Here is a 25,614-nt window from a genome sequence, read left to right as displayed (position 1 = left end):
GATGCGCTTATTAGGATACCGAACCGTACCGTTTAGATTTAACCATCCTGCGTCCCGTCGGAGACCTCCTCGTGCGTCCTCATGCCTCGTTTCGCCTGCCCCTGCTCGCTGCTGCCGTTGCTGCCACCGTCCTGCTCAGTGCCTGCGGCAGCCCGCCGGGCGGCCCGCCGCCGGAGGAGGGCATGCCCGAAATGGGCGTACTGACCGTCAGGCCGCAGCCGGTGACGCTGACCACCGAGCTGCCTGGACGCACGGTTCCCTACCTGATCGCCGAAGTTCGCCCGCAGGTGGGCGGCATCGTGCAGTCGCGCCAGTTCACCGAGGGCGGCGACGTCAAGGCCGGGCAGACGCTGTACCAGATCGATCCGGCGACCTACCGCGCCAGCTATGCCAGCGCCCAGGCCACCCTGGCCAAGGCGCAGGCCAACCTGCGCACCGCCAGACTCAAGGCCGAGCGCTACACCGAACTGGTGCAGATCAAGGCCATTAGCCAGCAGGATGGCGACGACACCGCCGCCGCGCTGGGCCAGGCCGAGGCCGACGTGGCCGCCGGCAAGGCCAGCGTGGAAACCGCGCGCATCAACCTGGCCTTCGCGCGCCTGGACGCACCGATCTCCGGCCGCATCGGCCGCTCCAGCGTCACCCCGGGCGCCTTGGTGACCGCCAACCAGGCCACCGCACTGACCACCATCCAGCAACTGGACCCAATCTACATCGACGTCACCCAGCCCAGCGCGGCCTTGCTCCGCCTGAAGCAGGCGATGGCGCGCGGCGAGCTGGAGAAGGCCGGCGACGACGCGGCCAAGGTGTCGCTGCTGCTGGAAGACGGCAGCACCTATCCGCTGCAGGGCCACCTGGCGTTCTCCGATGTCACCGTCGACCAGAACACCGGCTCGATCACCTTGCGCGCGGTGTTCCCGAACCCGAATGCGGAGTTGTTGCCGGGCATGTATGTGCGCGCGGTGCTGCAGGAAGGCATCAAGGAGCAGGGCGTGCTGGTGCCGCAGCAGGCGGTCTCGCGCAATGGCGCCGGCAAGCCGACCGCGTTCGTGGTCGGCGCCGACCACAAGCTGCACCTGCGCGTGCTGGAAACCGACCGCGAAGTCGGCGACCAATGGCTGGTGCGCAGCGGCCTGAAGGCCGGCGAGCAGCTGGTGGTCGAAGGCGTCTCGCGCGCCCGCGACGGCATCGAGGTCAAGACCGTGCCGTGGCAGCCCAAGGGCAGGCCGGCCGCCGGTGCCGGCAATGCAGCCGCCGGCACTCCTTCCGCCCCGACCGCACCGCGTGCGGCCAACTGAGGCGGGATCACACGTCATGGCACGCTTCTTTATCGATCGTCCGATCTTCGCCTGGGTGTTGGCCATCATCGTGATGCTGGCCGGCATCCTGTCCATCGCCACCTTGCCGATTGCGCAATACCCCAGCATCGCGCCGCCGGCCGTCGCCATCACCGCCAACTATCCGGGCGCCTCGGCGCAGACCCTGGAAGACACCGTCACCCAGGTCATCGAGCAGAAGATGAAGGGGCTGGACCACCTCAGCTACATGGCCTCCACCAGCGAATCCAGCGGTGCGGTGACCATCACGCTGACCTTCGACAACGGCACCGATCCGGACACCGCGCAGGTGCAGGTGCAGAACAAGTTGTCGCTGGCCACGCCGTTGCTGCCGCAGGAAGTGCAGCAGCAGGGCGTGACGGTGACCAAGTCGGCCACCAACTTCCTCAACGTGCTGGCCTTCACTTCCGAAGACGGCAGCATGAGCGATTCGGACCTGTCCGATTACGTGGCGGCCAACGTGCAGGAAACCATCAGCCGCGTCGAAGGCGTGGGCGACACCACCTTGTTCGGCTCGCAGTACGCGATGCGGGTATGGATGGACCCGAACAAGTTGAACAACTTCAGCCTGACTCCGGTGGATGTGCGCACCGCGATCCAGGCGCAGAACGCGCAGGTTTCCGCCGGCCAGCTGGGCGCGTTGCCGGCGGTGCCCAACCAGCAACTCAATGCCACCATCACCGCGCAGACCCGGCTGAAGACCGCCGAGGAGTTCGAGAACATTTTGCTGCGCACGCAGTCCGATGGCTCGCAGGTGCGCCTGCGCGATGTGGCACGCATCGAGCTGGGCAGCGAGAGCTACAACACGGTGGGCCGCTACAACGGCAAGCCGGCCGCCGGTCTGGCGATCAAGCTGGCCACCGGCGCCAATGCGCTGGATACGGTGCGCGCGATCGACAAGAGCCTGGAGGAGCAGGAGAAATTCTTCCCTCCCGGCATGAAGGTGCAAAAGCCGTACGACACCACGCCGTTCGTGCGCATCTCCATCGAGCAGGTGGTGCATACGCTGATCGAAGCGGTGGTGCTGGTGTTTCTGGTGATGTACCTGTTCCTGCAGAATTTCCGCGCGACCTTGATCCCGACCATCGCGGTGCCGGTGGTGTTGCTCGGCACCTTCGGCGTGCTGGCGGCGTTCGGCTTCACCATCAACACGCTGACCATGTTCGCGATGGTGCTGGCGATCGGCCTGCTGGTGGACGATGCCATCGTGGTGGTGGAAAACGTCGAACGCGTGATGGGCGAGGAGCAGTTGTCGCCCAAGGACGCCACGCGCAAGTCGATGGACCAGATCTCCGGCGCGCTGGTCGGCGTGGCCCTGGTGCTGGCCGCGGTGTTCGTGCCGATGGCGTTCTTCGGCGGTTCCACCGGCGTGATCTACCGGCAGTTCTCGATCACGATCGTCTCGGCCATGACCTTGTCGGTGCTGGTGGCGATGATCCTGACCCCGGCCCTGTGCGCCACCCTGCTCAAGCCGGTGGAGAAGGGCCATGGTCTGGCGACCACCGGGTTCTTCGGCTGGTTCAACCGCATGTTCGATCGCGGCAACAACGGCTATCAGGGCGTGGTGCGGCACATGCTGAGCAAGGGCTGGCGCTACATGCTGGCCTACGCGGTGTTGCTGACGTTGGTGGTGTTCGGCTTCATGAAGCTGCCGGTGGGCTTCCTGCCGGACGAGGACCAGGGCACGCTGTTCGTGCTGGTGCAGTTACCGCCCGGTGCCACCGATGCGCGCACCGGCGAGGTGCTCAAGCAGGTGGAGCATCACTTCCTGGTCGATCAGAAGGACTCGGTCGCCGGCATCTTTGCGGTCTCCGGTTTCAGCTTTGCCGGTACCGGCCAGAACGTGGGCTTTGCCTTCGTCAAGTTGCGCCCGTGGGACGAGCGCACCGGCAAGGGCCAGAGCGTCACCGACGTGGCGGGCAAAGCCGGTGCGTTCTTCAGCACCATCCGCGATGCCAAGGTGTTCGCGTTCGCACCGCCGGCGGTGTCCGAGCTGGGCAATGCGACCGGCTTCGACCTGATGCTGCAGGACCGCGCCAACCTCGGCCACGAGGCCTTGATGCAGGCACGCAACCAGTTGCTGGCCGAGCTGTCGCAGGACAAGCGGCTGGTGGCGGTGCGCCCGAACGGGCAGGAAGACACGCCCGAGTTCAAGCTGGAAATCGATTCGCACAAGGCGCAGGCCATGGGCGTGTCGATCGCCGATATCAACAACACCTTCTCCAGCGCCTGGGGCAGTACCTACGTCAACGACTTCATCGACAAGGGCCGCGTCAAGAAAGTCATGCTGCAGGCCGATGCGGTGTACCGCATGAATCCGCAGGACATCGACCGCTGGTTCGTGCGCAACAGCGCCGGCACGATGGTGCCGTTCAACGCCTTCGCCACTGCCAGCTGGAGTTCCGGCTCGCCGCGTCTGGAGCGCTACAACAGCGTGCCGTCGGTGGAGATCCTGGGCATGGCGATGCCGGGTGCTGCGTCCAGTGGCGAGGCGATGCAGATCGTCGAAGCGGCGGCGGCCAAGTTGCCGCCGGGCATCGGCTACGAGTGGACCGGGTTGTCGCGGCAGGAGAAATCCTCGACCGGCCAGACCGGCCTGTTGTACGGGTTGTCGATCCTGATCGTGTTCCTGTGTCTGGCCGCGTTGTACGAAAGCTGGGCGATTCCGTTCTCGGTGATCCTGGTGGTGCCGCTGGGCGTGTTCGGCACGCTGTTGGGCGCGATGCTGACCTGGAAAATGAACGATGTGTACTTCCAGGTGGGCCTGCTCACCACGATTGGCCTGGCATCGAAGAACGCGATCCTGATCGTGGAGTTTGCCAAGGAACTGCATGAAAGCGGCAAGAGCCTGATCGAGTCCGCATTGGAAGCGGCGCGCATGCGCTTGCGGCCGATCCTGATGACATCGCTGGCCTTCATCCTGGGCGTGGTGCCGCTGGTGCTCGGCAGTGGTGCCGGTGCAGGCGCGCAGCATGCCTTGGGCACTGCGGTGATCGGCGGCATGTTGTCCGGCACGATCCTCGCGATCTTCTTCGTGCCGTTGTTCTTCGTGCTGATCAGCGGCTTGTTCACCCGCCGCGCACAGCCCACTTCGCCCGCACCGCAACCGGCAGGACACTGAGATGACACCGATCCGCATGACATTGACCGCGATCGCGGTGGCCGGCGTGCTGTCCGGATGCACGCTGATGCCGCGCTATGCACGGCCCGACGCACCGGTGCCCGAGCGCTTTGCCGGCACCGAGCTCTCGACGGCATCCACTACCACCGATACGGCCATCCCCGGGCAGGCGATCGATATCGCCAACATCGGCTGGCGGCAGGTGTTCACCGACCCGGCGCTACAGCAGGTGATCGCGCTGGCACTGGAGAACAATCGCGACCTGCGCGTGGCCGCGCTCAACATCGAGGTGGCACGTGCGCAGTACCGGGTGGAGCGCGCCGCGCTGCTGCCTGCCGTGCAGGGCACCGGCACCGCCAACAACGCGCGTACGCCGTCGGAGCTGGCCATTCCCGGCCAGCCGCAGGTGTTCCGTACCTACAGTGCCAACATCGGCGTCAGTGCGTACGAGCTGGATCTGTTCGGGCGTGTGCGCAGCCTCAAGGAACAGGCGCTGCAGCAGTTCCTGTCCACTGCCGAGGCACGCCGCAGCACCCATATCAGCCTGGTGGCCGAAGTGGCCACTGCCTATCTGACGCTGGCGGCCGATCAGCAGTTGCTGCAGCTGGCGCAGTCCACCTTGAGCAGCCAGGGCGACAGCTATCGCCTGCAGCAACGCAGTTTCGAGTTGGGTGTGGCCTCGCAGCTCAGCTTGCGCCAGGCGCAGACCACGGTGGAAACCGCACGCGTGGATGTGGAGCGCTATACCGCGCAAGTGGCGCAGGACCGCAATGCCCTGGTGCTGCTGGTCGGCACGCAGGTGCCGGCGGAATTGCTGCCGCGTGCCTTGCCCGATGGCGCCAGCGTGGACGGCAACGTGCTGGCCAGCGTGCCGGCCGGTTTGCCGTCGCAGTTGCTGCAGCGCCGCCCGGACATCCTGGAGGCCGAGCGCAACCTGCGTGCGGCCAATGCCAACATCGGTGCGGCACGCGCGGCGTTCTTCCCGAGCATCAGCCTGACCGCATCGACCGGCTCGTCCAGCAGCAGCCTGTCCAACCTGTTCGATTCCGGCACCCGCGCCTGGAGCTTCGTGCCCACGCTGACGCTGCCGATCTTCAACGCCGGGCGTAACCGCGCCAACCTGGACATGGCCAAGGCCAACCGCGATATCGAGGTGGCGCAGTACGAAAAGGCGATCCAGAGCGCGTTCCGCGAGGTCTCCGATGCGCTCGCGCAACGCGAGACCCTGGGCCGGCAGTTGCAGGCGCAACAGGCCCTGGTCGATGCCACCGCCGACAGCTACCGGCTGTCGCAGGCACGCTTCGAACGCGGCGTGGACAGCTACCTGCAGGCGCTGGATGCGCAGCGCGCGCTGTACAGCGCGCAGCAGAACTTGATCACCACGCAGCTGTCGCGCTTCACCAATCTGGCGACGTTCTACAAGGCGATGGGCGGCGGTTGGCTGCAATCGGCCGACCCGGCGGTGGCCACGACGGCGACGGGGCAGCCACGTGGATGACGCCGCTGCCGAGGTCCCGGCGCCCAGGCGCGCACCGCACGACAAGCGTGGCGCGATCCTGCGCGCGGCAGCCGAGCTGTTTCCACGCCAGGGCTTCGACAAGACCAGCATGGACAGCATCGCCGAGCGCGCAGTGGTATCCAAGGCCACGGTGTATGCGCACTTCGCGTCCAAGGAGGTGCTGTTCCGTACCACCCTGGAGGCGCTGGCGCATCAGTCGCCCAATCCCTGGGAGGCGCTGTTGAACATGCGCGGGCCGCTGCCCGTGCGTCTGCTCGCCATCGCCGACGCGGTCGTGCGCATGGCGGCCAGCAATGCACTGGGCGATGCCGCCTATGGCCTGGTGCGGCCGCCGGCACTGCCCAGCCAGATACGCGAGGAGATGTGGACGCTGGGCTTCGAACGCTACGACACCACGATGCGTGCGGTGTTGGCGCGCGAAGTGGAGCAGGGCAGCCTGGTCATCGACAATCTGCCGGATGCCTCGGTGCATTTCTTCGGATTGATGACCGGGATGCCGGCCAACGCGGCACTGCGTGGCGACACGTGGCAGGCACCGGCCGCCACGCAGCACGGGTATGTCGCCAGTGCGGTGGCGCTGTTCCTGCGCGCGTATCGGCCGCAAACGCCGGTGGTGACAGCGGAAGGCAAGCGCGAGGTACCGAGCGGGTTCTAGCTGCGGCGGCAGGGCAGCGCAATGGGCGTTACCGAGAAGGGCTGGTCGCGCGCAGGCACGCTCCTACACGGGTGTGTCAGCGCGCCGGAGCGTGCCGCAATGCGTCGATCACCCCTTCAGCCCAGCCGCAAGCCGACGCTGTCGTAGGAGCGTGCCCGCGCGCGACGGGGCGTTACCGAGAAGGCCTCGTCGCGCGCAGGCACGCTCCTACACGAGCGTGTCACCGCACCAGGTCAAGCCGCAATGCGTCGATCACCCCCTTCAACCCGGCCGCAAGCCGAGGTCGTTGTAGGAGCGTGCCCGCGCGCGATGGGGCGTTACCGAGAAGGCCTCGTCGCGCGCAGGCACGCTCCTACACGATCGTGTCACCGCACCAGGTCAAGCCGCAATGCGTCGATCACCCCTTCAAACCCGCCGCAAAAACCGACGCCGTTGTAGGAGCGTGCCCGCGCGCGATGGGGCGTTACCGAGAAAGGCCTGGTCGCGCGCAGGCACGCTCCTACACAAGCGTGTCACCGCACCAGGTCAAGCCGCAATGCGGCGATCACCCCTTCAAACCCGCCGCAAGCCGACGCTGTCGTAGGAGCGCGCCCGCGCGCGATGGGGCGTTACCGAGAAGGTCTGGTCGCGCGCAGGCACGCTCCTACACGAGCGTGTCACCGCACCAGGTCAAGCCGCAATGCGTCGATCACCCCCCTTCAACCCGTCCGCAAGCCGACGCTGTCGTAGGAGCGTGCCCGCGCGCGATGGGGCGTTACTGAGAAGGCCTGGTCGCGCGCAGGCACGCTCCTACACGGGTGTGTCAGCGCGCCAGGTCGTGCCGCAACGCATCGATCACTACCTTGAGTGCGCGCGAGGATTGGCGGCGGCTGGGGTAATAGGCGTGAGCCATCGAACGGCTCGCACCAGTCCTCCAGCACGCGGCGTAGCCGGCCGGCGGCGATGTGCCCTAGCACCATGGTTTCCGGCAAGAACGCGGGTCCGCCGCCGGCCAACGCGGCACGCAGGATGGCGCTGCTGCCGTTGACGGTCCATTGGCCGTCCACGCGCACCTTGACCTCGCGGCCGTCCTTTTCGAAATCCCAGGGCAGCAGGCCGCCATGGGTGGGCAGGCGCAAGCCGATGCAGTTGTGCCGGGCCAGCTCGGCCGGCGCGGCGGGGATGGTGTGGTGCACGAAGTAGTCCGGCACCGCCACCACCGCCATGCACTGCATCGGGCTGATCGGCACCGCGATCATGTCCTTGGCGACCTGGTCGCCCAGCCAGATGCCGATGTCGTAGCGCTCGGCAACGATGTCGGCCAGCCCGTAATCGACGGTGACCTCGATCTTGAGGTCGGGATAGTCGGGCAGTACGTTCGACAACCCCGGCCAGATATAGGCATCGGCGGCGTGGCCGGCGGTGGTGATACGGATGGTGCCGGCCGGCTTGTCGCGGAAGTCGGTGAGCGCGCATGCCATTCATGCCGCTGCATGCTGCGCGATGGTGCGTGATGGCTTCAAATCCGAGATGTCATTGCCGCATTGATGCGCTGTGTTTCTAGGTGCATGCGCGGTTGCCCGGGTAATGCCGGCGCACACGCGCGCTACAGTGCAGGCACTTGGATCGAGGAGCACTGCCATGAATCTGTTCGCAACTGCGATGTCGCTGTCGATGATGGCCGCCGTCACGCCCGGTGGTGAAGAGCAACAGGCGATCAGGGTGAGCAAGGCCGGTGGCGCCGCATCTGCGGCCGGCCGGGCCGACTATTTCACCGGCAAGGTGCGCATCGATGCGCCCTTCCAGGCCGACGCGCCGGCGCGGGTGGGCGGCGCCACGGTGACTTTCGAACCTGGCGCGCGCACCGCCTGGCACACCCACCCACTGGGGCAGACGCTGATCGTCACCGCCGGTGCCGGGCGCGTGCAGGAATGGGGCAAGCCGGCGCAGCAGATCCGTCCGGGCGACATCGTGTGGATTCCGCCGGGCGTCAAGCACTGGCACGGTGCCAACGCCACCGTGGCGATGTCGCATATCGCCATCGCCGAAGCGCAGGACGGCTCGCCGGTGACCTGGCTGGAGCAGGTCAGCGAGACGCAGTACGCGGCCGAGTGACACGGCGCTCAACGGTGACGTGGTGCGGTCTGCCGCGTCATCGTGGGTGATGCATGTCGCTTAGTGCAGGAGCGCGTGACTAGGCTCCGCTGCGTCACTGCGCACGAATGAGCTTACGCCGCTTGTGTCGCAGCCTGTGCTCCGGCACGCAACCGTTGTGCGTCACGTGCGGGCGGCGCGCCAAGAATGCGTGCGTAGTCGCGACTGAATTGCGAGGCGCTTTCGTAACCGACGCGAAAGCCGGCATCGGCGGCATTCAGCGCTTCGGCCAGCATCAGCCGGCGCGCTTCGTGCACGCGCAGATGCGAGCGGTATTCCAGCGGCGTCATCGAGGTGACCGCCTTGAAATGCGCATGAAAGGTGGAGCGGCTCATTGCCGACAGATCGGCGATCTGCTCGATGCGGAAGCGCTGTGCGTAGTGTTCTCGCAGCCAGACAATGGCTTTGGAAATTTGGTTGAGCCGGCTGTCGGCGATGGCCATCTGGCGGACCACCGCATTGGCCGGATCGGCCATCAGGCGATAGAGCACTTCGCGCAGGACCAGCGGTGCCAGCGCGGCGATCTCCTGCGGTTGATCGAGCAGACGCGCCAGCCGCACTGCAGCGTCCTGCAATGGCGGGGTGCTGTGGTTGAGCAACAAGCCGGCCTGCGCCGCATCGCGTTGCGGCTCGACCAGCTCCGGGTGGCTGACGGCCAGGTCGCTCAGCACGGCGGTGTCCAGATCCAGGCAGAAACACAGATACGGCTGCGCGGCGCTGGCCTCGATCACCGAACCGACGATCGGTAGATCCACCGAGGCCACCAGATACATCTGCGGGTGATAGAGATACGCCGCCGCGCCCAGCATCGCCTGCTTGCGGCCTTGCGCCACCAGGCACAACATCGGCGTGTAGACCGTGGGCACCGACACGGTGGGCGAGGCGCTGCGCATGATCTGCAGCCCGGCAATCCGGGTGGCGTGCATGCCGTCGCCAGGAGCATGGCGCAGCAGGATGTCGGTCATCTCGGTCAAGGCGGACATGCAGGACTCGGCGGTGGCACCAGGCGGCTCGGCCGCGATGCCGTCGATCGTACAAGACCCACTGTCATGGAGCCCACATGCCGACCGCAGCAGCGGCAAAGGCAGCGCCGGGTGGCGCCGGCACCGGCGGGCAGGCCCGCGCGACCGACGCCCGACAATCGCAGGCCAGACACGATCCTGCGCTCACACACGCGCCGTATCATGGGTGTCTGTTCCCGTGACCACCCCGTCCCATGCCCGCAAAACGTTCGACCATCCCCGCACCGGCAAGCCCGGCCGACTGGAAGGCGCTCGAGGCTGCCGCCACGGCCGAACTTGCGCGCCGCACGGCGCAAGCGCATCAGCAAATCCTTGGATTGTTGAACACGCATGGGCATCTGCTCAGCGAAGCGCAGCGGCGTGGATTGCACCGGCGCTTGCTGCGTGCAGGGCGCTAAACGAGGGCGCTAGGGCGCCAGCGACATCCTTGACCCTAGAGCGACGGTGCCAACGTGCCGGCCGCACGCGCTTTATTGATTGGTGAGTCGAGTGCGCGGTGCCCTCACCACTTGCGGGACGCGCCGTGAATCCATCCGTGGAGATTCCTTGGCGGCATCCATGCCGCCAAGGGTCCCGCAACCGGCGAGGACACCGCACCAGAAAGGTGGTCGGTGCTCGCATAAGAGCTGCTTGTCTCGCGAAGTGCATTGGTCGTTGACTGTTGGGTCGCGCAGGTACATCGCTATCCAAAAATGCACATGACGTACTGCTCTTAGCTATGCGCACCGAATATCCCGACTGGTTGTCGTTAGAGATGCATCGGGCGGTGAGCTGGCACATCGGCATCAAACAACGCGCATCTGGCACTGCTTTTAATCGTGCACACCGACCATCCAGGCAGGTCCTTGCCCGCCTACCGTCGCGGGACCTTACGCGGCATGGATGCCGTGTAAGAGCCTACAGGAACGTACTTGCGACGTGTCCTGCGATGGTAGGCGGGCAAGGGCCCTGCAGCCAAGCTGCAGATCGCCTGCTTTACAGCTGACCTATCTGCAATGCCGTGGATTGCCCACCCTGCCTCGAAGCATGTCCTGCGATGGTGGGCGGGCAAGGGCCCTGCAGCCAAGCTGCAGATCGCCTGCTTTACAGCTGACCTATCTGCAATGCCGTGGATTGCCCACCCTGCCTCGAAGCATGTCCTGCGATGGTGGGCGGGCAAGGGCCCTGCAGCAAAGCGGCAGATCGCCTGCCTTACAGCTGATCTATCCGCAAACCCGCATATCGGGCTCTCCGCCTTGCAACGTGCCATCCAGCCACTAACCAACCAAGACGTCGCCTCGCAGCCACGCATCGATCCGCGTCCAGCCGGCATCGGCCGACGCGACCGACGCGCTCGCGTTCAACCGCCAAGCTCCCACGGCGGCACGTCGCCCAGGCGTTCCTGCAGAAAATCCACGAATGCACGCACACGCGGTGGCTGCAGCTGGCGCGCCGGCATCACCGCGTTGATCTGCGAGGTTGGCGGCGGGTAATCGGGGAGTACCTCGACCAACCGGCCGTTGCGCAGCTCCTCGGCGATATGCCAGTACGAATGCAACGCGATGCCTTGGCCGGCGACAGCCGCATCGCGGATCAACTCACCGAAATTGCTTTCGAAGCGGCTCTGCATGCGCACGCGCACCAGGCCGCCCTCCGGCGTTTGCAACTGCCAGACATCCTGGCGGCCGTCGCGGCCCATCAGCAGCACGCCGGCATGCCCGGCCAGGTCGTCAGGCGTGCGCGGGGTGCCATGGCGCTGCAGGTAATCGGGCGAGGCGGCGAGGGTGCGGCGGTTGTCGGCGATGCGCCGCGCCACCAGCCCGGAGTCGTCCAGCGGGCCGATGCGGATCGCCAGGTCGAAGCCTTGCCTGACCAGGTCCACCAGGTCGTCGCTCAGGTGCGCACTGATGTGCACGCGCGGATGACGGGCCTGGAATTCCGGGAGCAAGGGCGAGACGTACTGCCGCCCGAACGAGGCCGACATGGTCATGCGCAGGATGCCGCCGACCGCGTGTGCGCTCTCGCGCAGATCGTCGGCCAGCGCATCCAGATCCTGCACCAGCACGCGGCCGCGCTCGGCCAGGCGCTGGCCTTCGGGGGTCGGGTGCAGCCGGCGTGTGGTCCGGTGCAGCAGGCGCACGCCCAGGTCGCGCTCCAGCCGCTTCAGGCGCTGGCTGGCGACCGCTACCGACAGGTCCAGGCTGCGCGCACCGGCAGTGATTGAGCCGGAGTCGAGCACGCGCAGGAACAGCGCGATATCGCCAAGGCGGTCCATGCGATTCTCAATGATTGCTCGATAGTGAATCAGGATAACAGGGGTTTTTGCTAAGGACGCTGGAGCGCAGGCTGTGGGTTGTCCTCCCTGGTCCATGCCCATGTCCGCTTCCGCGCGTTCTTCCCGTTTTCCGCCAGCGCTGCTGGCGCTGACCATCGGTGCCTTCGGCATCGGTACCACCGAGTTCGTGATCATGGGCCTGCTGCAGCAGGTGGCCACCGACCTGGGCGTGTCGCTCAGCGCTGCCGGCCTGCTGATCAGCGGCTATGCGCTGGGGGTGTTTGTCGGGGCGCCGGTGCTGACCCTGGCCAGTGCGAGGCTGCCGCGCAAGGCGGTGCTGGTCGGCTTGATGGCGATCTTCACCCTGGGCAACGTGGCCTGTGCGCTGGCGCCGGACTACACCAGCCTGATGGTTGCGCGCGTGCTGACCTCGCTGGCGCACGGCACCTTCTTCGGCGTGGGCGCGGTGGTGGCCACCTCGCTGGTCCCGGCCGAGCGCCGTGCCTCGGCGATCTCGCTGATGTTTGCCGGCCTGACGGTGGCCACCCTGCTGGGCGTGCCGGCCGGCGCCTGGCTGGGTCTGCAGCTGGGCTGGCGGGCGACGTTCTGGGCGGTTGCGGTCGTCGGCGTGCTGGCCACGGCCGCGGTGGCACTGTGGGTACCGGCGAACGCAGGCGCGGCCGCGCCGGTGTCGTGGCGCCAGGAAGTGGCGGTGCTGGGACGCGGGCAGGTGCTGCTGGCCCTGGCGATCACGGTGGTGGGCTATGCCGGCGTATTCGCGGTATTCACCTATATCCAGCCGTTGCTGGTGGACGTGAGCGGTTTCGCGCAGACGGCGGTCTCGCCGGTGTTGCTGGTCTTCGGCGTCGGCATGATCGTGGGCAATCTGCTGGGCGGGCGTCTGGCCGACCGGCGTCCCACCGCCGCGTTGCTGGGCAGCCTGGCGGCATTGGTGGTGGTGCTCGCCGCGATGGGCCTGGTCCTGCACAACAAGACCGCGATGGTGGTGTTCGTCGGGTTGCTGGGCGTGGCCGCCTTCGCCACCGTGGCGCCGCTGCAGTTGCGCGTGCTCGAGCATGCACGCGGTGCCGGCCAGAACCTGGCTTCCAGTCTCAATATCGCCGCGTTCAATCTGGGCAATGCGCTGGGCGCCTGGCTGGGCGGCGTGGTGATCGCCACCCATGCCGGCCTGGTCGCCACGCCCTGGGTCGCCGCGCTGTTGAGCGCGCTCGGCCTGGGGATCGCGTTGTGGAGCGTGCAACTGCAACGCCGGCGTGCCGCCGCGCCGGGTGTGTGTGCGCCGGCAGGTTGATTCGTTTCTTAGGCACGAGCGCAGTGACCGCGCAACCGGCAGCCCTGCGCGATCGCGCGGGTGGTCGGCGAGCGGAGCCTGGCGCCTGGCATCGCGCATGGCCAGATCGACCGGCAGCGCGCAGATTTTCCTTCGGTTTCAAGGAGTATTGCGATGGAGACACGTTTTCTCGGCCGTTCCGGTTTCAAGGTCCCGATGCTCGGTCTGGGGGCCGGCACCTTTGGCGGCAAGGGGCCGCTGTTTTCTGCATGGGGCGATACCGATGTGGCGCAGGCGCAGCGCATGATCGACCTGTGCCTGGAGGCGGGCCTGAACCTGTTCGACACCGCCGATGTGTATTCGGACGGCGCCTCTGAAGAGATCCTCGGCCAGGCGCTGCAGGGCCGCCGCGATCAGGTGATCCTCTCGACCAAGACCGGCCTGCGCCTGGGTGACGGGCCCAACGACGCCGGTGCCTCGCGCTTCCGCCTGTTGCGCGCGGTGGATGCCTCGTTGCGGCGCCTGCGCACCGACTATATCGATCTGCTGCAACTGCATGCCTTCGATGCGATGACGCCGGTGGAAGAAACCCTGTCCACGCTGGATGGGCTGGTCCGCGCGGGCAAGGTGCGCTACCTGGGTGCGTCCAATTACGCCGGCTGGCAGCTGATGAAGTCGTTGGCGGTGGCCGATGCGCAGGGCTGGAGCCGCTTTGTCGCCAATCAGACCTATTACTCGCTGGCCGGGCGCGACTACGAATGGGAGCTGATGCCGCTGGGCATCGACCAGGGCGTGGGCGCGGTGGTGTGGAGTCCGCTGGGCTGGGGGCGTCTGACCGGCAAGCTGCGACGTGGCCAGGCGTTGCCCGAACACAGTCGCCTGCATGCCACCGCGGCCGCCGGCCCGGCGATCAGCGACGAGCGCCTGTTCGACATCGTCGATGTGCTCGACGCGATTGCCGACGAGACCGGCCGCAGCGTGCCGCAGATCGCCATCAACTGGCTGCTGCAACGGCCCACCGTGAGCACGGTGCTGATCGGCGCACGTGACGAAGCGCAGCTGCGCCAGAATCTGGGCGCGGTGGGCTGGTCGCTGACGGACGCGCAACGCGCGCGCCTGGATGCGGTGAGCGCGGTGGAGCCGCCGTATCCGTACTACCCGTACTGGCGCGGGCACTTTGCCGAACGCAGCCCGCTGCCGGTGTGATGCCGCTTCACAATGGCCGTGCCGTGCGCGGAACTACCTCGGGATAGGGCACCTCGATGTCTCGAAAGAGCCGGAAGAGCGCATCCGGGTTGAATGGCGGATGCGACAGGGCGTCGATCGGCTCCCGGTGCGCGGTTGCGCAGCCGATGCCGGCGGTGAGAAAGCGCAGTGGTCGCATGGTCGCGAAGGCGTAGCAGCTGGACAACTGCCACAGGCAGGCATGCGCCGGGCCTGCGCTTCCGCGTTGCGCGTTCAAGGACGTGGCCGCGCGCTCGGACGTGGACCGCGCGACAGCCGTGGACTGCCGCGCGGGATGACGTCTTGGCTTGCTTACCAGCGATACGCCACCGACATCTGGTACTGCCGTCCGGCGATCGGCCGGCCCATGAACACGCCGCCGGTCGCTGCACCCGGGACACGCACATTGCCTTCGGTCAGGCCCAGCGTGTCGGTGACGTTGCTGCCGCTGGCGGTCACTTCCCAGTGCTCGCCCACATGCAGGTTGGCGCCGATGTCGAGCATGTCGTAGGACGGCAGCCGCTGGCTGTTGGCCAGGTCCGCAAAGCGGTCGCCGATGTAGGAATAGGTGGCAAACACCTTGAGGTCGCCGAACGGCAGCATCCAGTAGTAGCTGGGCGTGATGCGGAACTGGCGCTTGGGCTGGCGCATCACCTGGTTGCCGGTGAACTCGCGGTAGTTGCGGTACTTGGCATCCAGCCACACCCCGGTGCCGGCCAGCTCGAAGCCGCCGAACGGGCGGATGGCACCTTCCACCTCCAGCCCGCGCGCACGCGAGTCGCCAACGGTGGTGAAGTTTTCACCATTGGCCAGGAACGCCTGGAACGGCGAGTTCTTGAAGGTGTTGTAGAACGCGGTCAGGTACAGGTCGTAGCTGCTGGCACCGGACTTGAGCCCGAGTTCGTACTGATCCACTTCCTGCACGCGATTCTGGCCATCGCGCAGATTGTCGAAGCCGGGGAACTTCACCCCTGAATTGACGCGTGCGAATAGGCTGTTGTGGGTATCGAGCGTGAAGTTCAGCCCCGCCGTCCAGGAGAACGCCTCATCGTCCTGGTCGATGCGGCGCGTGCTGGCCAGGGCGAGCGAGGTGGCGTTGTCGTACAGCGTGTCCGGGTTGCCGTCCAGATCGACGGTGGCGGTGTCGTGCACATCGCCGGTGACGCTCTGGCGTTCGTAGCGGGCGCCCAGGTCCAGGCGCAGCCGCGCGTTGAGCTCCCATTCGTCGGCGACGAAGGCGGCGATGTTCTCGCCATCGTAGTTGGCGCGCAGGTTGAAGAACGCGGTGCTGGTGAAACCCTGGCGCGTGGCCTGCTGGCCGTTGTCCAGCGCCAGATCGATCCGGCGCGCGTTGTTCTGCGCGGTAAGCAGCATGGTGTTGCCCAGGTACCAGGTGTCTGCCGAGGAATATTTGGCGTAGTACGCGCCCACGGTGAGCGTGTTGCCCGTAAACAATTCGCGGCTCAGGCGCAAATCGTTGGTGACCGAATTCAGGCGCTTGTCCACCGACCACCAGCCGGCTTCCAGCACTTGCTGATTCGGATCGACGACGCCGCCGCCATTGGTGAAGCTACCGCTGCCGGTAGTGCCGTAACTGGTGATGAAATCGCTCAATCGCACTGGCGCATCGCCGGTGAACAACGCATAGGTCGGTGCGCTGCCGCTCATCACGTTGAAGCGGTCGGCAATGGTCCAGTCGCCGGTCTCCCAGTTCAGTTCGCCGCCGAACACATCGATGTTGACGCCGCGGCCGTCGGCCAGGTCGCGGCGGATGGTCTGTCCATCCGGCCCGACCAGCAGATCGACATTGCGGAAGTCGCGGCCGAGCAGGGTACCGGTTTGCGCATTCAGGCCGGGGAAGCTGGACAGGTCGTTGCCGTTGTTGCGCGACAGCAGCGGAATGGCGGTATAGAAGGCATTGTTGTCGTCGGTGTGCCGCGCGTAGAACGACAGCTCGCCGCTGTCCCAGCGCTTGCTCAAGGTGGCGCTGAACTGGCCACCCTTGTCGGCGGAAAACTGCGGGTCGCGCACACCGTCGGTTTCGCGAAAGAAACCGCCCACGCTGTAGTACCAGCCGTTGCCCATCGGCCCGCTGTTGAAGACATCGATGCGGCGCAGCGCGTTGTTGCCGCCGGTCAGGCGTACGCTGCCTTCGGGCTCGTCCTGGCCTTTTTTCTGGATGAAGTTGACCGTCAGACCCGGCTGGCCGTTGGAGAAGATCGGGCTAGAGCCGCCACGCAATACCTCCATGCGCTCGACCGTGTCGTCGACGCGAAACAGCGTGGAATTTTCCAGGAACGACAGGGTCGGCGGCGGAAACAGCGGCGAGCCATCCAGTTGCATGGTCACGAACGGCGCATCGCCTTCGGACGGCATGCCGCGCACGAAGATATTGGCGCCGGTGCCGCCACCGCTGGGCTCGGCCCATACGCCGGGCACGATCTTCAGCAGGTCCGCAGTGCTCTGCGGCACGGCCTGCTGGATCTGCTCCGGGCTGGCGGTGGTGATCGAGAAGCTGGCATCGCGCTTGGCCAGGCCCTTGAAGCGCGCGGTGCCGCTGACGATCACTGCATCCAGCGTGGTGGCCTCGCTGCGTGGCTCGGCGGTGGACGTCTGCGCATGCGCGCCAGGCGCAAGCAGGGCGCCGATGGCAAGGGACAGGGCATAGCGGGGCATCGATGCGGTCATGAAAGCTCTCCTGGGATGACGTCGCAGCTGGCGGCAATGCGCGCGTCGTACACGCGCCGCCAAAGGGTGACCGGCAGCACGTCACAGTGGCCGGTCGCGCAACGCAGCGACACACGTCGCGCTGTTGTTCTAACGGAGTTGCCGGCAAAAGCTGTTGTGCGCTGCGGCACTCGGCGCAGGCGACGTGCTCGCCATCGATCAATGTGGCAAGGCGCCGGACCGCGCGTGCGCAGTGCACGTGTGTCGCTATCGGGCTGCGTGTGGCGCCGTTCAACGCGCACCACAGCGGCAGCCGATGCGAACCATCGTCGCGGCACGATGGCCTTTGCGCATGTGCTGCCAGGCACCATGCAATGGCGCAGCGATGTCGCTGCACGCAAGCCGACAGGCAGGCGCGCGCTTGCGCCTGCTTTACGCTGCTGCGCGTACCGGCGCGGCTTCGCGGATCGGCAGGTTGATCAGTGCGGCGATGACTGCCAGCAGCATGTCGGCGTACCACATCCAGCTGTAGTCGCCGAAGCGCTCCAGCGCCAGCCCGCCCAGCCACGCCCCGAAGAAGCCGCCGATCTGGTGCGACAACAAGGTCAGGCCGAACAAGGTGCCCAGGTAGCGCGGGCCGAACAGTTTGCCGATCAAGCCTGCCGCCGGCGGTACCGTGCCCAGCCAGGTAAAGCCCAGTGCCGCGGCGAACAGGTAGAAGGTCAGCGGCGTCGGCGGCGCGATCAGGTACAAGCCGATCAGCACCGCACGGCTGGCATACAAGGCGCACAGCAGCCACTTCATGCGGATGCGTTCGCCGAGCTTGCCGGCGACCAGGCTGCCGGCCACGTTGAACAGGCCGATCAACGCGATCGACACCGCCGACACGCTGGCGGGCAGGCCACACAGCGCGATCTCGCCGGGCAGGTGCGTGACCAGAAACGCGATATGCACCCCACAAGTGAAAAAGCCCAGATGCAGGCACCAGTAACTGCGATCGCGCACGGCAACCTGCAGTTGCGCACGCAGGCCAATGTCGCCGTCTGCGATCGGCATGTGCATGCCCGGCGGCGGCGATCTGCGTCGCAGCGGCCAGGCCAGCGGCAAGGTCAGCAAGGAGATCATCGCCAGGCCGGTCATCGCCCTGGCCCAACCGGCGGCGCCGATCATCAGCTGCACCAGTGGCGCAAACACGAACTGGCCGAGCGAGCCGCCGGCATTGATCAGCCCGGCTGCGAACGAACGCCGCTCCGGTGCGAGCCGGCTGGCAGTGGCACCGATCAGCACCGAAAAACTGCCGGCGCCCGCACCGGCGGCGGCCAGGATGCCCAGCGAGACGATCAGGCCCCACTCGCTGGCCAGCCACGGGCTCAGTCCCAGGCCCAGCGACAACAGCACGCCGCCGAACAGCAGCACCGGCAGTGGCCCGCGCGCATCGGCGATCGCGCCGAATACCGGCTGCACCGCGCCCCAGACCAGTTGCCCCACCGCCAGCGCGAAGCTGATCGACGCGATGCCGATCCCGGTCTGGCGATGGATCGGCTCCACGAACAGGCCGGTGGTCTGGCGCGCGCCCATCGTCAGCATCAGCATGGCCGAGGCGGTGAGCAGCAATCCCCACTGCGCGCTGGTGCGGGCGCTCGCAGAGGTATTCATGGTGCTGCCTCCGCGTCCAGGGCCGCATCCAGTTGCATCAAGGTGGCGTGCAACTGCGCGGTGGAAGCGCTGCCGAACAGCGTTTCCAGCTGCGTCTGTGCGCGTTGCCAATGCGGCAAGGCGCGCACCAGCAGCCCGCGCCCACTGCGGCTCAGTACCACCAGTTTCTGACGCGCATCCTCGCCGCGACGTGCCTGCACCCAGCCCGCTGCCAGCAGCGGCTTGAGATTGCGGGTCAGCGTGGTGCGATCCATGCCCAGCGAGTGCGCCAACGCGCCCAACGGCTGTGCGCTGATCAGCCGGCGCAGGATCGAGTATTCGTTGAGGCTCAGGCCCACCTGCGCCAGGGCATGGTCGTACAGCTGCGAGGTACGCCGTGCGGCGCGGCGCAGCTGGAAGCAGGTGCAGGGGCCGGTCCCGGACATGGCGATGCTCCACGAGGATGTTCGCACTTTGCGTGCATATGCACCTATTGGCAAGCGCATGGCGAACTTGGGGCGCTTGTCCGTCGACGTACGCTCGATCGAGTCTGCAAGGCAATCGCATACCGCTCAACCCGCGCCAATGTCGGCACTGGTACATGCGTTGGTGTGCACCGGCAGCCTTGCTATCGGCCGACGCCGGCAAGCGGCATCGAGCTTGATCGGTGAGCGGGGCGTCTAGTCAGCTCGTGCAATGCAGGGCATCGGCTATTCGCTGCGAGCAGCATTGCAGGGCAGGGCTGCCATCGCCCCGCTGGTACGCGCAGCACTGCAGAACGCCGAGGCCGGCAGTCCTGCCGCCGGACATGACGAGGCCGCCCGGAGGCGGCCTCGCTTATGACGGCGGGAGAGAGGTACCGTCAGAAGAACAGGCGCACGCCGAACGATGCGCTGCGGCCGGGAAGCATCACGTCGTCCTTGAGGAAGGAGGTGTGCACGCGTGCGTCCTGGTTGGTCAGGTTGTTGCCGTCCAGGAACACTTCCCACGCGTTGCTGCCACGGTCCACGTGGTAGGCCAGATGCGCATCGACGAAGGTATAGCCATCGGTCGGGGTTTCGTTCACCGCCACCTTGTCCTGCTTCATGGTGCGGGTGGCGCCGAGCGAGGCGCGCCATGCATCGGCGTTCCAGCGCATCTGCGCGCCGACCCGGCCCGGTGCGATGCGCGGCAGGTTGCCGCCATCCTTCAGGCGCGCACGCACGGTGTCGCCGAACACGCGCAGATCCCACGCGCCGGTGTCGTTGTCGGCCAGATGGAAGGTGGCCTCGCCCTCGAAACCGTGGAAGACCGCATCGTTCTGCGTCCACTGGCGGATCGGAAGGAAGTCGTTGTCTTCTTCGTTGAACCACTGGCCGCCGGTATCGACGATGTAGACGAAGTCGTTGTAGCGGTTGTAGTACGCGGCGATCTTGGCATCCACCCATGCGTTCTGAAAGTTCAGGCCCAGCTCGGCCTGGTTGGCCTTTTCGGTCTTCAGATCGGCATCGCCGATCTCGTAGGCGAGGGTGGCGATGTGCGGGCCGTTGGCGAACAGCTCTTCCTCGGCCGGTGCGCGTTCGGCGTGGTCGAGGTTGGCGGTCAGGCGCCATTGTTCGTTGAAACGGAAGCCGCCGCTGGCCGAGAAGCTGGTCGGGGTGAAGTCGCGGTCCACGCCGATGTCGGTGCGGTACTTGACCTTGTCCACGCGCGCGCCGACTTCGGCGGTGACGCGCTCCCAGCTGTTGCGCGCCACGCCGAACACGCCGAGCGAGCGGGTATCGGTCTTGGGCACGAAGGATTCCTCGCCGATCGCCTGGAAGGTGGTGTCGCTGCCCTGCAGGCCGAACGCGGTCTGCCAGCCGCCGCCGAAGGTGAAGGAGGCTTCCACGCGGCCTTCGTTGGCGCGCTTGGTGAACACGGTGCCGACTTCGGCGCCTTCGAACTCGGTGTGCGCGTAATCGGTGTGGCCGAAGCTGTAGCGCAGTGCGCTGCCTTCGCCCCAGGGGTCGGTCAGCCCGCCCTTGAGGTCGTAGCGGTCCTGCTGCAGCTTCAACGACACCCCGCGCTCGCCGATCGTCGGGTCGCCCGGCTCGCCGGGGTTGCCGTAGTTGTCACGGAAGCGCGAGGCCGACAGGCCGACGAAACCCCAGTCGCCGGACAGCGAGGCGCCGACCGAGCCGACCTTGGAGTCGATCCAGCTGTTGAGCTGGCGCCCCTGCGGGGTGTCGTAATCGTTCTGGTTGCGGTACACGCCGTCGGCATGGATCGACAGGCCGCTGCCATTGCCGGCATCGACGCGGAACATGTCGGTGTTGCCGTCCTTGTCGCCGCCGTCGAAGCGCACTTCGGCGCGGCCGCTGAAGCCGTCCACCGGGGTTTCGGCAATGCGCCCGTCGACCACGTTGACCACGCCGCCGATCGCGCCGGAGCCGTACAGCAGCGTGGACGGGCCCTTGAGCACCTCGATCTGGTTGGCCAGGAACGGCTCGATCGCCGGGGAATGGTCCTGGCTGACCGTGGACACGTCCTGGGTCGACAGGCCATCGCGCAGCACCGCCACGCGCGGGCCGTCCAGGCCACGGATGATCGGCCGGCCGACGCCGGGGCCGAAGTTGGAACTCTGCACGCCGGGCAGGCTGGCCACGGTCTCGCCCAGGCTGGAGCTGCGTACCTCGTCCAGACGCTCGCCGGCCAGTACCTCGACCGGGCGGCTCAACTCGCCGGCCGCATCGCGCAACGGGCTGGCGGTGACCACGACCTTGTCCAGGTCCTTGATATGGCGGCCACTGGAAGCGGTGGCGTCGTGGCGCGTGTCCGAGCTGGGCGGGGTCTGCGGGTCGGCGGCTGCCGGTGCGTCCTCGGCCATGGCCAGGGCGGGCGTCAGCAGGCTGGTCAGCGCCAGCGAGAGCGTGGAGCGGCGGAACGAGAAAGCGAGGCGAGGGTGCATGGCGGGCCGGACTCTGTGATTGTTACTGTATATCAATGATAAGGCGCAGCTTGGCTGCTGTGCCGACGGCAGGACCCGCTCACCTGCGCGATGCAGCGGTGCGGGTCTGGAACAAGGAAGATGTTATATTATTCCACGTCGCCGCGAGCCCCTGCTGGAAGTCATGCCTCTACCGTCCCTTCGCCATGTGCTCGACCGCTTCGGTGCGACCGGTTCGCTGCTATGCGCCGTGCATTGCGCGGTGCTGCCGCTGGTGCTGGCCCTGGCCCCGTCGTTGGGCCTGTCGTTCTGGCTGGGCGATGGGGTCGAACTGGCCATCGTGGTGTTCGTGACGCTGCTGGGGCTGTTCAGCCTGGTGCTGGGCTATCGCCGCCACAAGGCGCTGCACGCGCTGGCACTGTTGCTGCCGGGCTTGTTGCTGCTGTGGGCCGGCCTGCTCTACGACCCCTTGCACCACGCGGTGGTGCCGCATGCAGTGGTGATGACGCTCGGCGGCGCGCTGGTCGGCATCGCCCACTTGGTCAACCTGCGTCTGAACCACGGGCACGCCCACGTCCACGACGCCAGCTGCGCGCACTAGCCCGGGCTGCGCGGGCAGGGCCTACGTGGTAGGCTTGCCGGCCTTGCGCGAGGGCGCCGCCGGCGTAAACCTCGCCAGACCCGTGTTCAGCGCGGGGATTTTGTATTCAGTATTCACATTCAGGAGTCGACGAACATGGGTAAGGGTGACCGCAAGACCGCCAAGGGCAAGCGCTACAATTCCAGCTACGGCAATTCGCGTTCGCACGCGGTGAGCAAGGTTGTCGTGGGTGCAGCTGCCCCGGTTGCCAAGAAGGGCGTGGTCAAGGCGCCGGCCAAGAAGGCTGTTGCCAAGAAGACCGTTGCCAAGGCCGGCTGATCCCTAGCCCGCTTCGCGACACCAGAACGCGGCGCTTGCGCCGCGTTTTTTTATGTCCGGCATCGGCGTAGACGCGCGCTGCAGCGCTCGCCCGAGCAGCAATTCCGCTACCTGCCTGCGTCGAAGCGGCGACCTGCGCGCCGCTGGCGTCGGTTCGCGCATGGCACGGCAGCGCCGGCCGCAGTGCGCGGCGGTCACGGCCGGCAGCTGCACACTGCGGTCGGTCGGCCCTGCGCCGCTCTCCCGCCTGGGATGTTCAGTGCGTCGTCGCCGTAGCCGGCGAGGTGCGGGACGGCGTCGGCGCCAGCAACTGTTCGGCCAGGCCGCGATAGATCGGCGTCTTGCACACCAGCCCGGACATTGCGCGCGCGATCAGCACGGTGGCCAGGATCGGCAACAGCATCTGGCTGGTGTCGGTCAGTTCCAGCGAGATCACCGCCGAGGTCAACGGCGCCTGGGTCACGCCGGTCAGGTATGCGCACATGCCCAGCAGCACGAAGGTGCGCGGGTCCACGCCCGGCATCAGCACCGACAGGTTGTGACCGATGCCGGCACCCACCGCCAGCGCCGGCGAGAACAGCCCGCCCGGAATGCCGGCCAGGTAGGAGACCAGGTTGGCCACCAGCTTCATCAGCCCGAATTCGTGGCCGACCACTGCATGGCCCTGCACCAGGCTGCGCGCCTGCTCGTAGCCGGTGCCGAACGCGCCTTGCCCGAACACCAGTGCCAGCCCGACCAAGGCCACCCCGCACAGGGCGGCCAGCAGCACCGGATGGCGCTGGCGCAGCGTTGCCAGCCAGCGCGGTTTGCCGCTGACGCTGGCCAGCACCAGGCGCGCGAAGATGCCGCCAAGCAGGCCGGCCACGCTGCCGCATAGCGCGATCGCCAGCCAGGCCTGACCCAGCGGCAAGGCCACCGCCACCTTGCCGAAGTAGGTGTAGTTGCCCAACAGGCCCAGCGACACCACGCCACCGACGATCACCGCGGTCAGCAAGGTGCCGGAGAAGCGGTGCTCGAAGCGCCCGCTCAATTCCTCGATCGCAAACACCACCCCGGCCAGCGGCGTGTTGAACGCCGCGGCGATACCGGCCGCGCCGCCGGCGAGCAGAAAATGCGAGAGCTCGCGCGGATCGCGAAACCCGAACCAGCGCCCGAACACATGCATCAGGCTGGCGCCGACATGCACGGTGGGGCCTTCGCGTCCGACCGAGGCGCCACCGAGCAGCGACAGGGTGGTCAGGGCGAGCTTGCCGATCGACACGCGCAGCGACAGATTGGTCTGGCGGAACGCCGCGTCGTCATGTTCCAGCGCCGCGATGACCTGCGGGATGCCGCTGCCACGCGTCGGCCGCATCGCGCCGGAGGTGAGCCAGGCCAGCAGGGCGAAGATGCCCGGCGTCAGCAGCAGTGCCCACCAGATCGAATGCGCGGTGATGCGCTGGAACAACTGGAAGGCGGCGTCGCTGGCCTTGGCGAACACGATCGCCACCAGTGCTACTGCAATTGCGCCACCCCAGAGTGCGGCGCGACGACGCCAGCCTTGGCTGGATAACAACGGCCGCAGCCGAAGCCGGCGCGGCGAGGGATCAGGAGCAGACATGGCGCCATTGTCGCATCCGCACAGCGCGGCCGCGACGCGTCACTCAGCGGCCGGCGGCCGGCGGCACGCGCAGAGCCGGCAGCAGCGTGGCGGGATTTCCATCATTGGGCGCGGCAGGAATGCCCAGCAGCCGGGTCATCAGCGCATACACATCGACGTTGTCGAAGCCCGGCAAGCTCTTGCCCTGCGCCAGATCCGGGCCCTGCGCCAGGAACACCGCGCGCATCGACGGCAGCGCCGGATCGAAACCGTGCGAGCCGCGCATCTGATCGCGCGGGCGCTTGGCCAGCTTGTCCGGGAACAGTGCATCCCAGCCTTCGTGCATCTGGCACACGATCGGCGGAATGCGCGGATGCGTGCCGTAGTGCCAGCGTGCCGGCAGCTCCGCCTTGCGCCAGCAGTCGTACTGCGCATGCGCACCGAGCAGGCCGGCTTCGGCGCGGGCCTGCTGTCCCGGCAATGGCGCAAAGCCGATCACCTGCCCGTCGGTCACGGCAGTGGCGATGTCCGGGCGCGCCATGTCTTCCACGCTGATCGCATGCCCGGGCGCCACCTCGGCCATGCCGTGGTCGGAGACCACGACGATATTGGTGCGCTCGCGCGTGCCGTCGCGCTGCATGCCGGCCAGCAGCCGGCCGATCGCGCCATCCACCGCACGCACGTTGTCGGCGTATTCGCGCGATTCCGGGCCGTGGTCGTGGCCGGCTTCGTCCACGTGTTCGAAATACAGCGTGACCAGGCGGTTGCGGTCGGCGCCGGAGGCGGCCAGCCAGCCCCGCACTTCGTCCACGCGCGCGTCCAGGCTGGTGCCTTCTTCGTAATGGCGCCAACGCGTGGGGCGCACGCCGCCGATCGCCGCCTCGCTGCCCGGCCACGACCAGGTCGCGGCGTGCAGGCCGTGCGTTTCCGCGCCCACCCACAGCGGCTCGCCGCCCCACCAGCGCGCATCGCCGACGGCATCCTGCTTGCTCAGCCAGAAGCCGCCCAGCGTCGCATCGCGCATGCTGTTGTGCACGATGCCGTGGTGGTCCGGGCGCAGGCCGGTGACCAGCGTGTAGTGATTGGGAAAGGTCAGCGACGGGTACGACGGCGTCATCCAGCGCGCACGTACGCCGTCGTGTGCCAGTTGCGACAGCGTCGGTGTGATGCCGCGATCGAGCATGTCCGCGCGCAGCCCGTCGATGGAGATCAGCAGCACGCTGTGCGGTACATCGCTGTGCGGTGCGCCGGCCGGCGCGGGCGCTGGCGTACTGCGCGAAGGGGCGTGAGAACTGCAGGCCGCGAGCAGTGCGAGCGCGGCAAACACAAAACGTCGATCGATCATCGCGC

The 25,614-nt window shown here is 67.1% G+C and carries 19 protein-coding genes and 1 pseudogene; 10 read left to right on the top strand and 10 right to left on the bottom strand.

Annotated elements, in window-relative coordinates; translation table 11 throughout:
• The first annotated feature begins 71 nt into the window (after positions 1–71).
• The 4 genes from ACCQ04_RS13755 to ACCQ04_RS13740 are packed head-to-tail and all read left to right on the top strand — an operon-like array spanning position 72 to position 6,632.
• On the top strand, positions 72–1,298 hold the full coding sequence (locus ACCQ04_RS13755) for an efflux RND transporter periplasmic adaptor subunit (RefSeq protein WP_102584917.1): 1,227 nt from the start codon (positions 72–74) through the stop codon (positions 1,296–1,298).
• A 16-nt stretch (positions 1,299–1,314) separates the two neighbouring features.
• Positions 1,315–4,458, top strand: coding sequence for an efflux RND transporter permease subunit (locus ACCQ04_RS13750; protein ID WP_226427210.1), 3,144 nt, complete (start codon positions 1,315–1,317; stop codon positions 4,456–4,458).
• Position 4,459: 1 nt separating this feature from the next.
• A complete protein-coding gene (locus ACCQ04_RS13745; protein WP_226427209.1) occupies positions 4,460–5,956 on the top strand; it encodes an efflux transporter outer membrane subunit in 1,497 nt (498 codons plus the stop codon).
• The gene (locus tag ACCQ04_RS13740; protein ID WP_226427208.1) at positions 5,949–6,632 is read left to right on the top strand and encodes a TetR/AcrR family transcriptional regulator; all 684 of its coding nucleotides are present in this window, start codon (positions 5,949–5,951) and stop codon (positions 6,630–6,632) included. The genes ACCQ04_RS13745 and ACCQ04_RS13740 overlap by 8 nt, the downstream gene beginning before the upstream one ends.
• Before the next feature lie 802 nt (positions 6,633–7,434).
• On the opposite strand, the pseudogene ACCQ04_RS13735 reads toward ACCQ04_RS13740, so the two are convergent.
• A pseudogene (locus tag ACCQ04_RS13735) lies at positions 7,435–8,083 on the bottom strand (LysR substrate-binding domain-containing protein); the annotation flags it as partial.
• A 169-nt stretch (positions 8,084–8,252) separates the two neighbouring features.
• Between ACCQ04_RS13735 and ACCQ04_RS13730 the strand changes: the two are divergent.
• Entirely contained in the window at positions 8,253–8,726 is a 474-nt protein-coding gene (locus ACCQ04_RS13730) for a (R)-mandelonitrile lyase (protein WP_226427206.1), read from the top strand.
• A 113-nt stretch (positions 8,727–8,839) separates the two neighbouring features.
• Here ACCQ04_RS13730 and ACCQ04_RS13725 read toward each other — a convergent pair whose 3' ends face one another.
• Positions 8,840–9,748: an AraC family transcriptional regulator gene (locus ACCQ04_RS13725; RefSeq protein WP_043088272.1), complete on the bottom strand. Its 909-nt coding sequence runs from the start codon at positions 9,746–9,748 to the stop codon at positions 8,840–8,842.
• 233 nt (positions 9,749–9,981) lie between these two features.
• Between ACCQ04_RS13725 and ACCQ04_RS13720 the strand changes: the two genes are divergently transcribed.
• Positions 9,982–10,185: a hypothetical protein gene (locus ACCQ04_RS13720; RefSeq protein WP_024939907.1), complete on the top strand. Its 204-nt coding sequence runs from the start codon at positions 9,982–9,984 to the stop codon at positions 10,183–10,185.
• A 941-nt stretch (positions 10,186–11,126) separates the two neighbouring features.
• Here the strand turns inward: ACCQ04_RS13720 and ACCQ04_RS13715 are convergent.
• A complete protein-coding gene (locus ACCQ04_RS13715) occupies positions 11,127–12,041 on the bottom strand; it encodes a LysR family transcriptional regulator (protein WP_104543398.1) in 915 nt (304 codons plus the stop codon).
• A gap of 100 nt (positions 12,042–12,141) precedes the next feature.
• On the opposite strand from ACCQ04_RS13715, the gene ACCQ04_RS13710 reads away from it, so the two are divergent.
• Both ACCQ04_RS13710 and ACCQ04_RS13705 read left to right on the top strand, forming a co-directional pair.
• Positions 12,142–13,353, top strand: coding sequence for an MFS transporter (locus ACCQ04_RS13710; RefSeq protein WP_184609013.1), 1,212 nt, complete (start codon positions 12,142–12,144; stop codon positions 13,351–13,353).
• 153 nt (positions 13,354–13,506) lie between these two features.
• Positions 13,507–14,538: an aldo/keto reductase gene (locus ACCQ04_RS13705; protein ID WP_226427205.1), complete on the top strand. Its 1,032-nt coding sequence runs from the start codon at positions 13,507–13,509 to the stop codon at positions 14,536–14,538.
• Between the two features lie 7 nt (positions 14,539–14,545).
• On the opposite strand, the gene ACCQ04_RS13700 is transcribed toward ACCQ04_RS13705, so the two are convergent.
• The 5 genes from ACCQ04_RS13700 to ACCQ04_RS13680 all read right to left on the bottom strand — a co-directional run bounded on the left by ACCQ04_RS13700 (position 14,546) and on the right by ACCQ04_RS13680 (position 21,787).
• On the bottom strand, positions 14,546–14,794 hold the full coding sequence (locus ACCQ04_RS13700) for a hypothetical protein (protein WP_226427204.1): 249 nt from the start codon (positions 14,792–14,794) through the stop codon (positions 14,546–14,548).
• A gap of 74 nt (positions 14,795–14,868) precedes the next feature.
• Positions 14,869–17,244: a TonB-dependent receptor gene (locus ACCQ04_RS13695; RefSeq protein WP_226427203.1), complete on the bottom strand. Its 2,376-nt coding sequence runs from the start codon at positions 17,242–17,244 to the stop codon at positions 14,869–14,871.
• Positions 17,245–17,655: 411 nt separating this feature from the next.
• Positions 17,656–18,879 (bottom strand): MFS transporter, encoded by a 1,224-nt coding sequence (locus ACCQ04_RS13690; RefSeq protein ID WP_226427202.1) that lies wholly within the window; start codon positions 18,877–18,879, stop codon positions 17,656–17,658.
• On the bottom strand, positions 18,876–19,304 hold the full coding sequence (locus ACCQ04_RS13685; RefSeq protein WP_226427201.1) for a MarR family winged helix-turn-helix transcriptional regulator: 429 nt from the start codon (positions 19,302–19,304) through the stop codon (positions 18,876–18,878). The genes ACCQ04_RS13690 and ACCQ04_RS13685 overlap by 4 nt, the downstream gene beginning before the upstream one ends.
• Before the next feature lie 416 nt (positions 19,305–19,720).
• The gene (locus ACCQ04_RS13680) at positions 19,721–21,787 is read right to left on the bottom strand and encodes a TonB-dependent receptor (RefSeq protein WP_104543386.1); all 2,067 of its coding nucleotides are present in this window, start codon (positions 21,785–21,787) and stop codon (positions 19,721–19,723) included.
• 163 nt (positions 21,788–21,950) lie between these two features.
• Between ACCQ04_RS13680 and ACCQ04_RS13675 the strand changes: the two genes are divergently transcribed.
• Positions 21,951–22,367: a MerC domain-containing protein gene (locus tag ACCQ04_RS13675; RefSeq protein WP_024939915.1), complete on the top strand. Its 417-nt coding sequence runs from the start codon at positions 21,951–21,953 to the stop codon at positions 22,365–22,367.
• 135 nt (positions 22,368–22,502) lie between these two features.
• Positions 22,503–22,685, top strand: coding sequence for a 30S ribosomal protein THX (locus ACCQ04_RS13670; protein ID WP_016904806.1), 183 nt, complete (start codon positions 22,503–22,505; stop codon positions 22,683–22,685).
• A 256-nt stretch (positions 22,686–22,941) separates the two neighbouring features.
• Here the strand turns inward: ACCQ04_RS13670 and ACCQ04_RS13665 are convergent, their stop codons facing one another.
• Together ACCQ04_RS13665 and ACCQ04_RS13660 are read right to left on the bottom strand one after the other, a co-directional pair.
• Positions 22,942–24,285, bottom strand: coding sequence for a chloride channel protein (locus ACCQ04_RS13665; RefSeq protein ID WP_054591548.1), 1,344 nt, complete (start codon positions 24,283–24,285; stop codon positions 22,942–22,944).
• Positions 24,286–24,328: 43 nt separating this feature from the next.
• A complete protein-coding gene (locus tag ACCQ04_RS13660; RefSeq protein ID WP_226427200.1) occupies positions 24,329–25,609 on the bottom strand; it encodes an alkaline phosphatase family protein in 1,281 nt (426 codons plus the stop codon).
• Positions 25,610–25,614 lie beyond the last annotated feature (5 nt).

Origin of the sequence: Xanthomonas sp. NCPPB 2866 (genome assembly GCF_041475745.2) — a bacterium.
Lineage (GTDB): Bacteria > Pseudomonadota > Gammaproteobacteria > Xanthomonadales > Xanthomonadaceae > Xanthomonas > Xanthomonas arboricola.
The sequence above is the reverse complement of the archived record's forward strand: the minus strand, read 5'-3'. Positions and strand labels throughout refer to the sequence as shown.

Bases quoted from the DNA above. Each gene is read 5' to 3' on its own strand.
- ACCQ04_RS13750 (WP_226427210.1), top strand. From the start codon at position 1,315: ATGGCACGCTTCTTTATCGATCGTCCGATCTTCGCCTGGGTGTTGGCC.
- ACCQ04_RS13745 (WP_226427209.1), top strand. From the start codon at position 4,460: ATGACACCGATCCGCATGACATTGACCGCGATCGCGGTGGCCGGCGTG.
- ACCQ04_RS13730 (WP_226427206.1), top strand. From the start codon at position 8,253: ATGAATCTGTTCGCAACTGCGATGTCGCTGTCGATGATGGCCGCCGTC.
- ACCQ04_RS13725 (WP_043088272.1), bottom strand. From the start codon at position 9,748: ATGTCCGCCTTGACCGAGATGACCGACATCCTGCTGCGCCATGCTCCT.
- ACCQ04_RS13720 (WP_024939907.1), top strand. From the start codon at position 9,982: ATGCCCGCAAAACGTTCGACCATCCCCGCACCGGCAAGCCCGGCCGAC.
- ACCQ04_RS13715 (WP_104543398.1), bottom strand. From the start codon at position 12,041: ATGGACCGCCTTGGCGATATCGCGCTGTTCCTGCGCGTGCTCGACTCC.
- ACCQ04_RS13710 (WP_184609013.1), top strand. From the start codon at position 12,142: ATGTCCGCTTCCGCGCGTTCTTCCCGTTTTCCGCCAGCGCTGCTGGCG.
- ACCQ04_RS13705 (WP_226427205.1), top strand. From the start codon at position 13,507: ATGGAGACACGTTTTCTCGGCCGTTCCGGTTTCAAGGTCCCGATGCTC.
- ACCQ04_RS13695 (WP_226427203.1), bottom strand. From the start codon at position 17,244: ATGACCGCATCGATGCCCCGCTATGCCCTGTCCCTTGCCATCGGCGCC.
- ACCQ04_RS13690 (WP_226427202.1), bottom strand. From the start codon at position 18,879: ATGAATACCTCTGCGAGCGCCCGCACCAGCGCGCAGTGGGGATTGCTG.
- ACCQ04_RS13685 (WP_226427201.1), bottom strand. From the start codon at position 19,304: ATGTCCGGGACCGGCCCCTGCACCTGCTTCCAGCTGCGCCGCGCCGCA.
- ACCQ04_RS13680 (WP_104543386.1), bottom strand. From the start codon at position 21,787: ATGCACCCTCGCCTCGCTTTCTCGTTCCGCCGCTCCACGCTCTCGCTG.
- ACCQ04_RS13675 (WP_024939915.1), top strand. From the start codon at position 21,951: ATGCCTCTACCGTCCCTTCGCCATGTGCTCGACCGCTTCGGTGCGACC.
- ACCQ04_RS13670 (WP_016904806.1), top strand. From the start codon at position 22,503: ATGGGTAAGGGTGACCGCAAGACCGCCAAGGGCAAGCGCTACAATTCC.
- ACCQ04_RS13665 (WP_054591548.1), bottom strand. From the start codon at position 24,285: ATGTCTGCTCCTGATCCCTCGCCGCGCCGGCTTCGGCTGCGGCCGTTG.
- ACCQ04_RS13660 (WP_226427200.1), bottom strand. From the start codon at position 25,609: ATGATCGATCGACGTTTTGTGTTTGCCGCGCTCGCACTGCTCGCGGCC.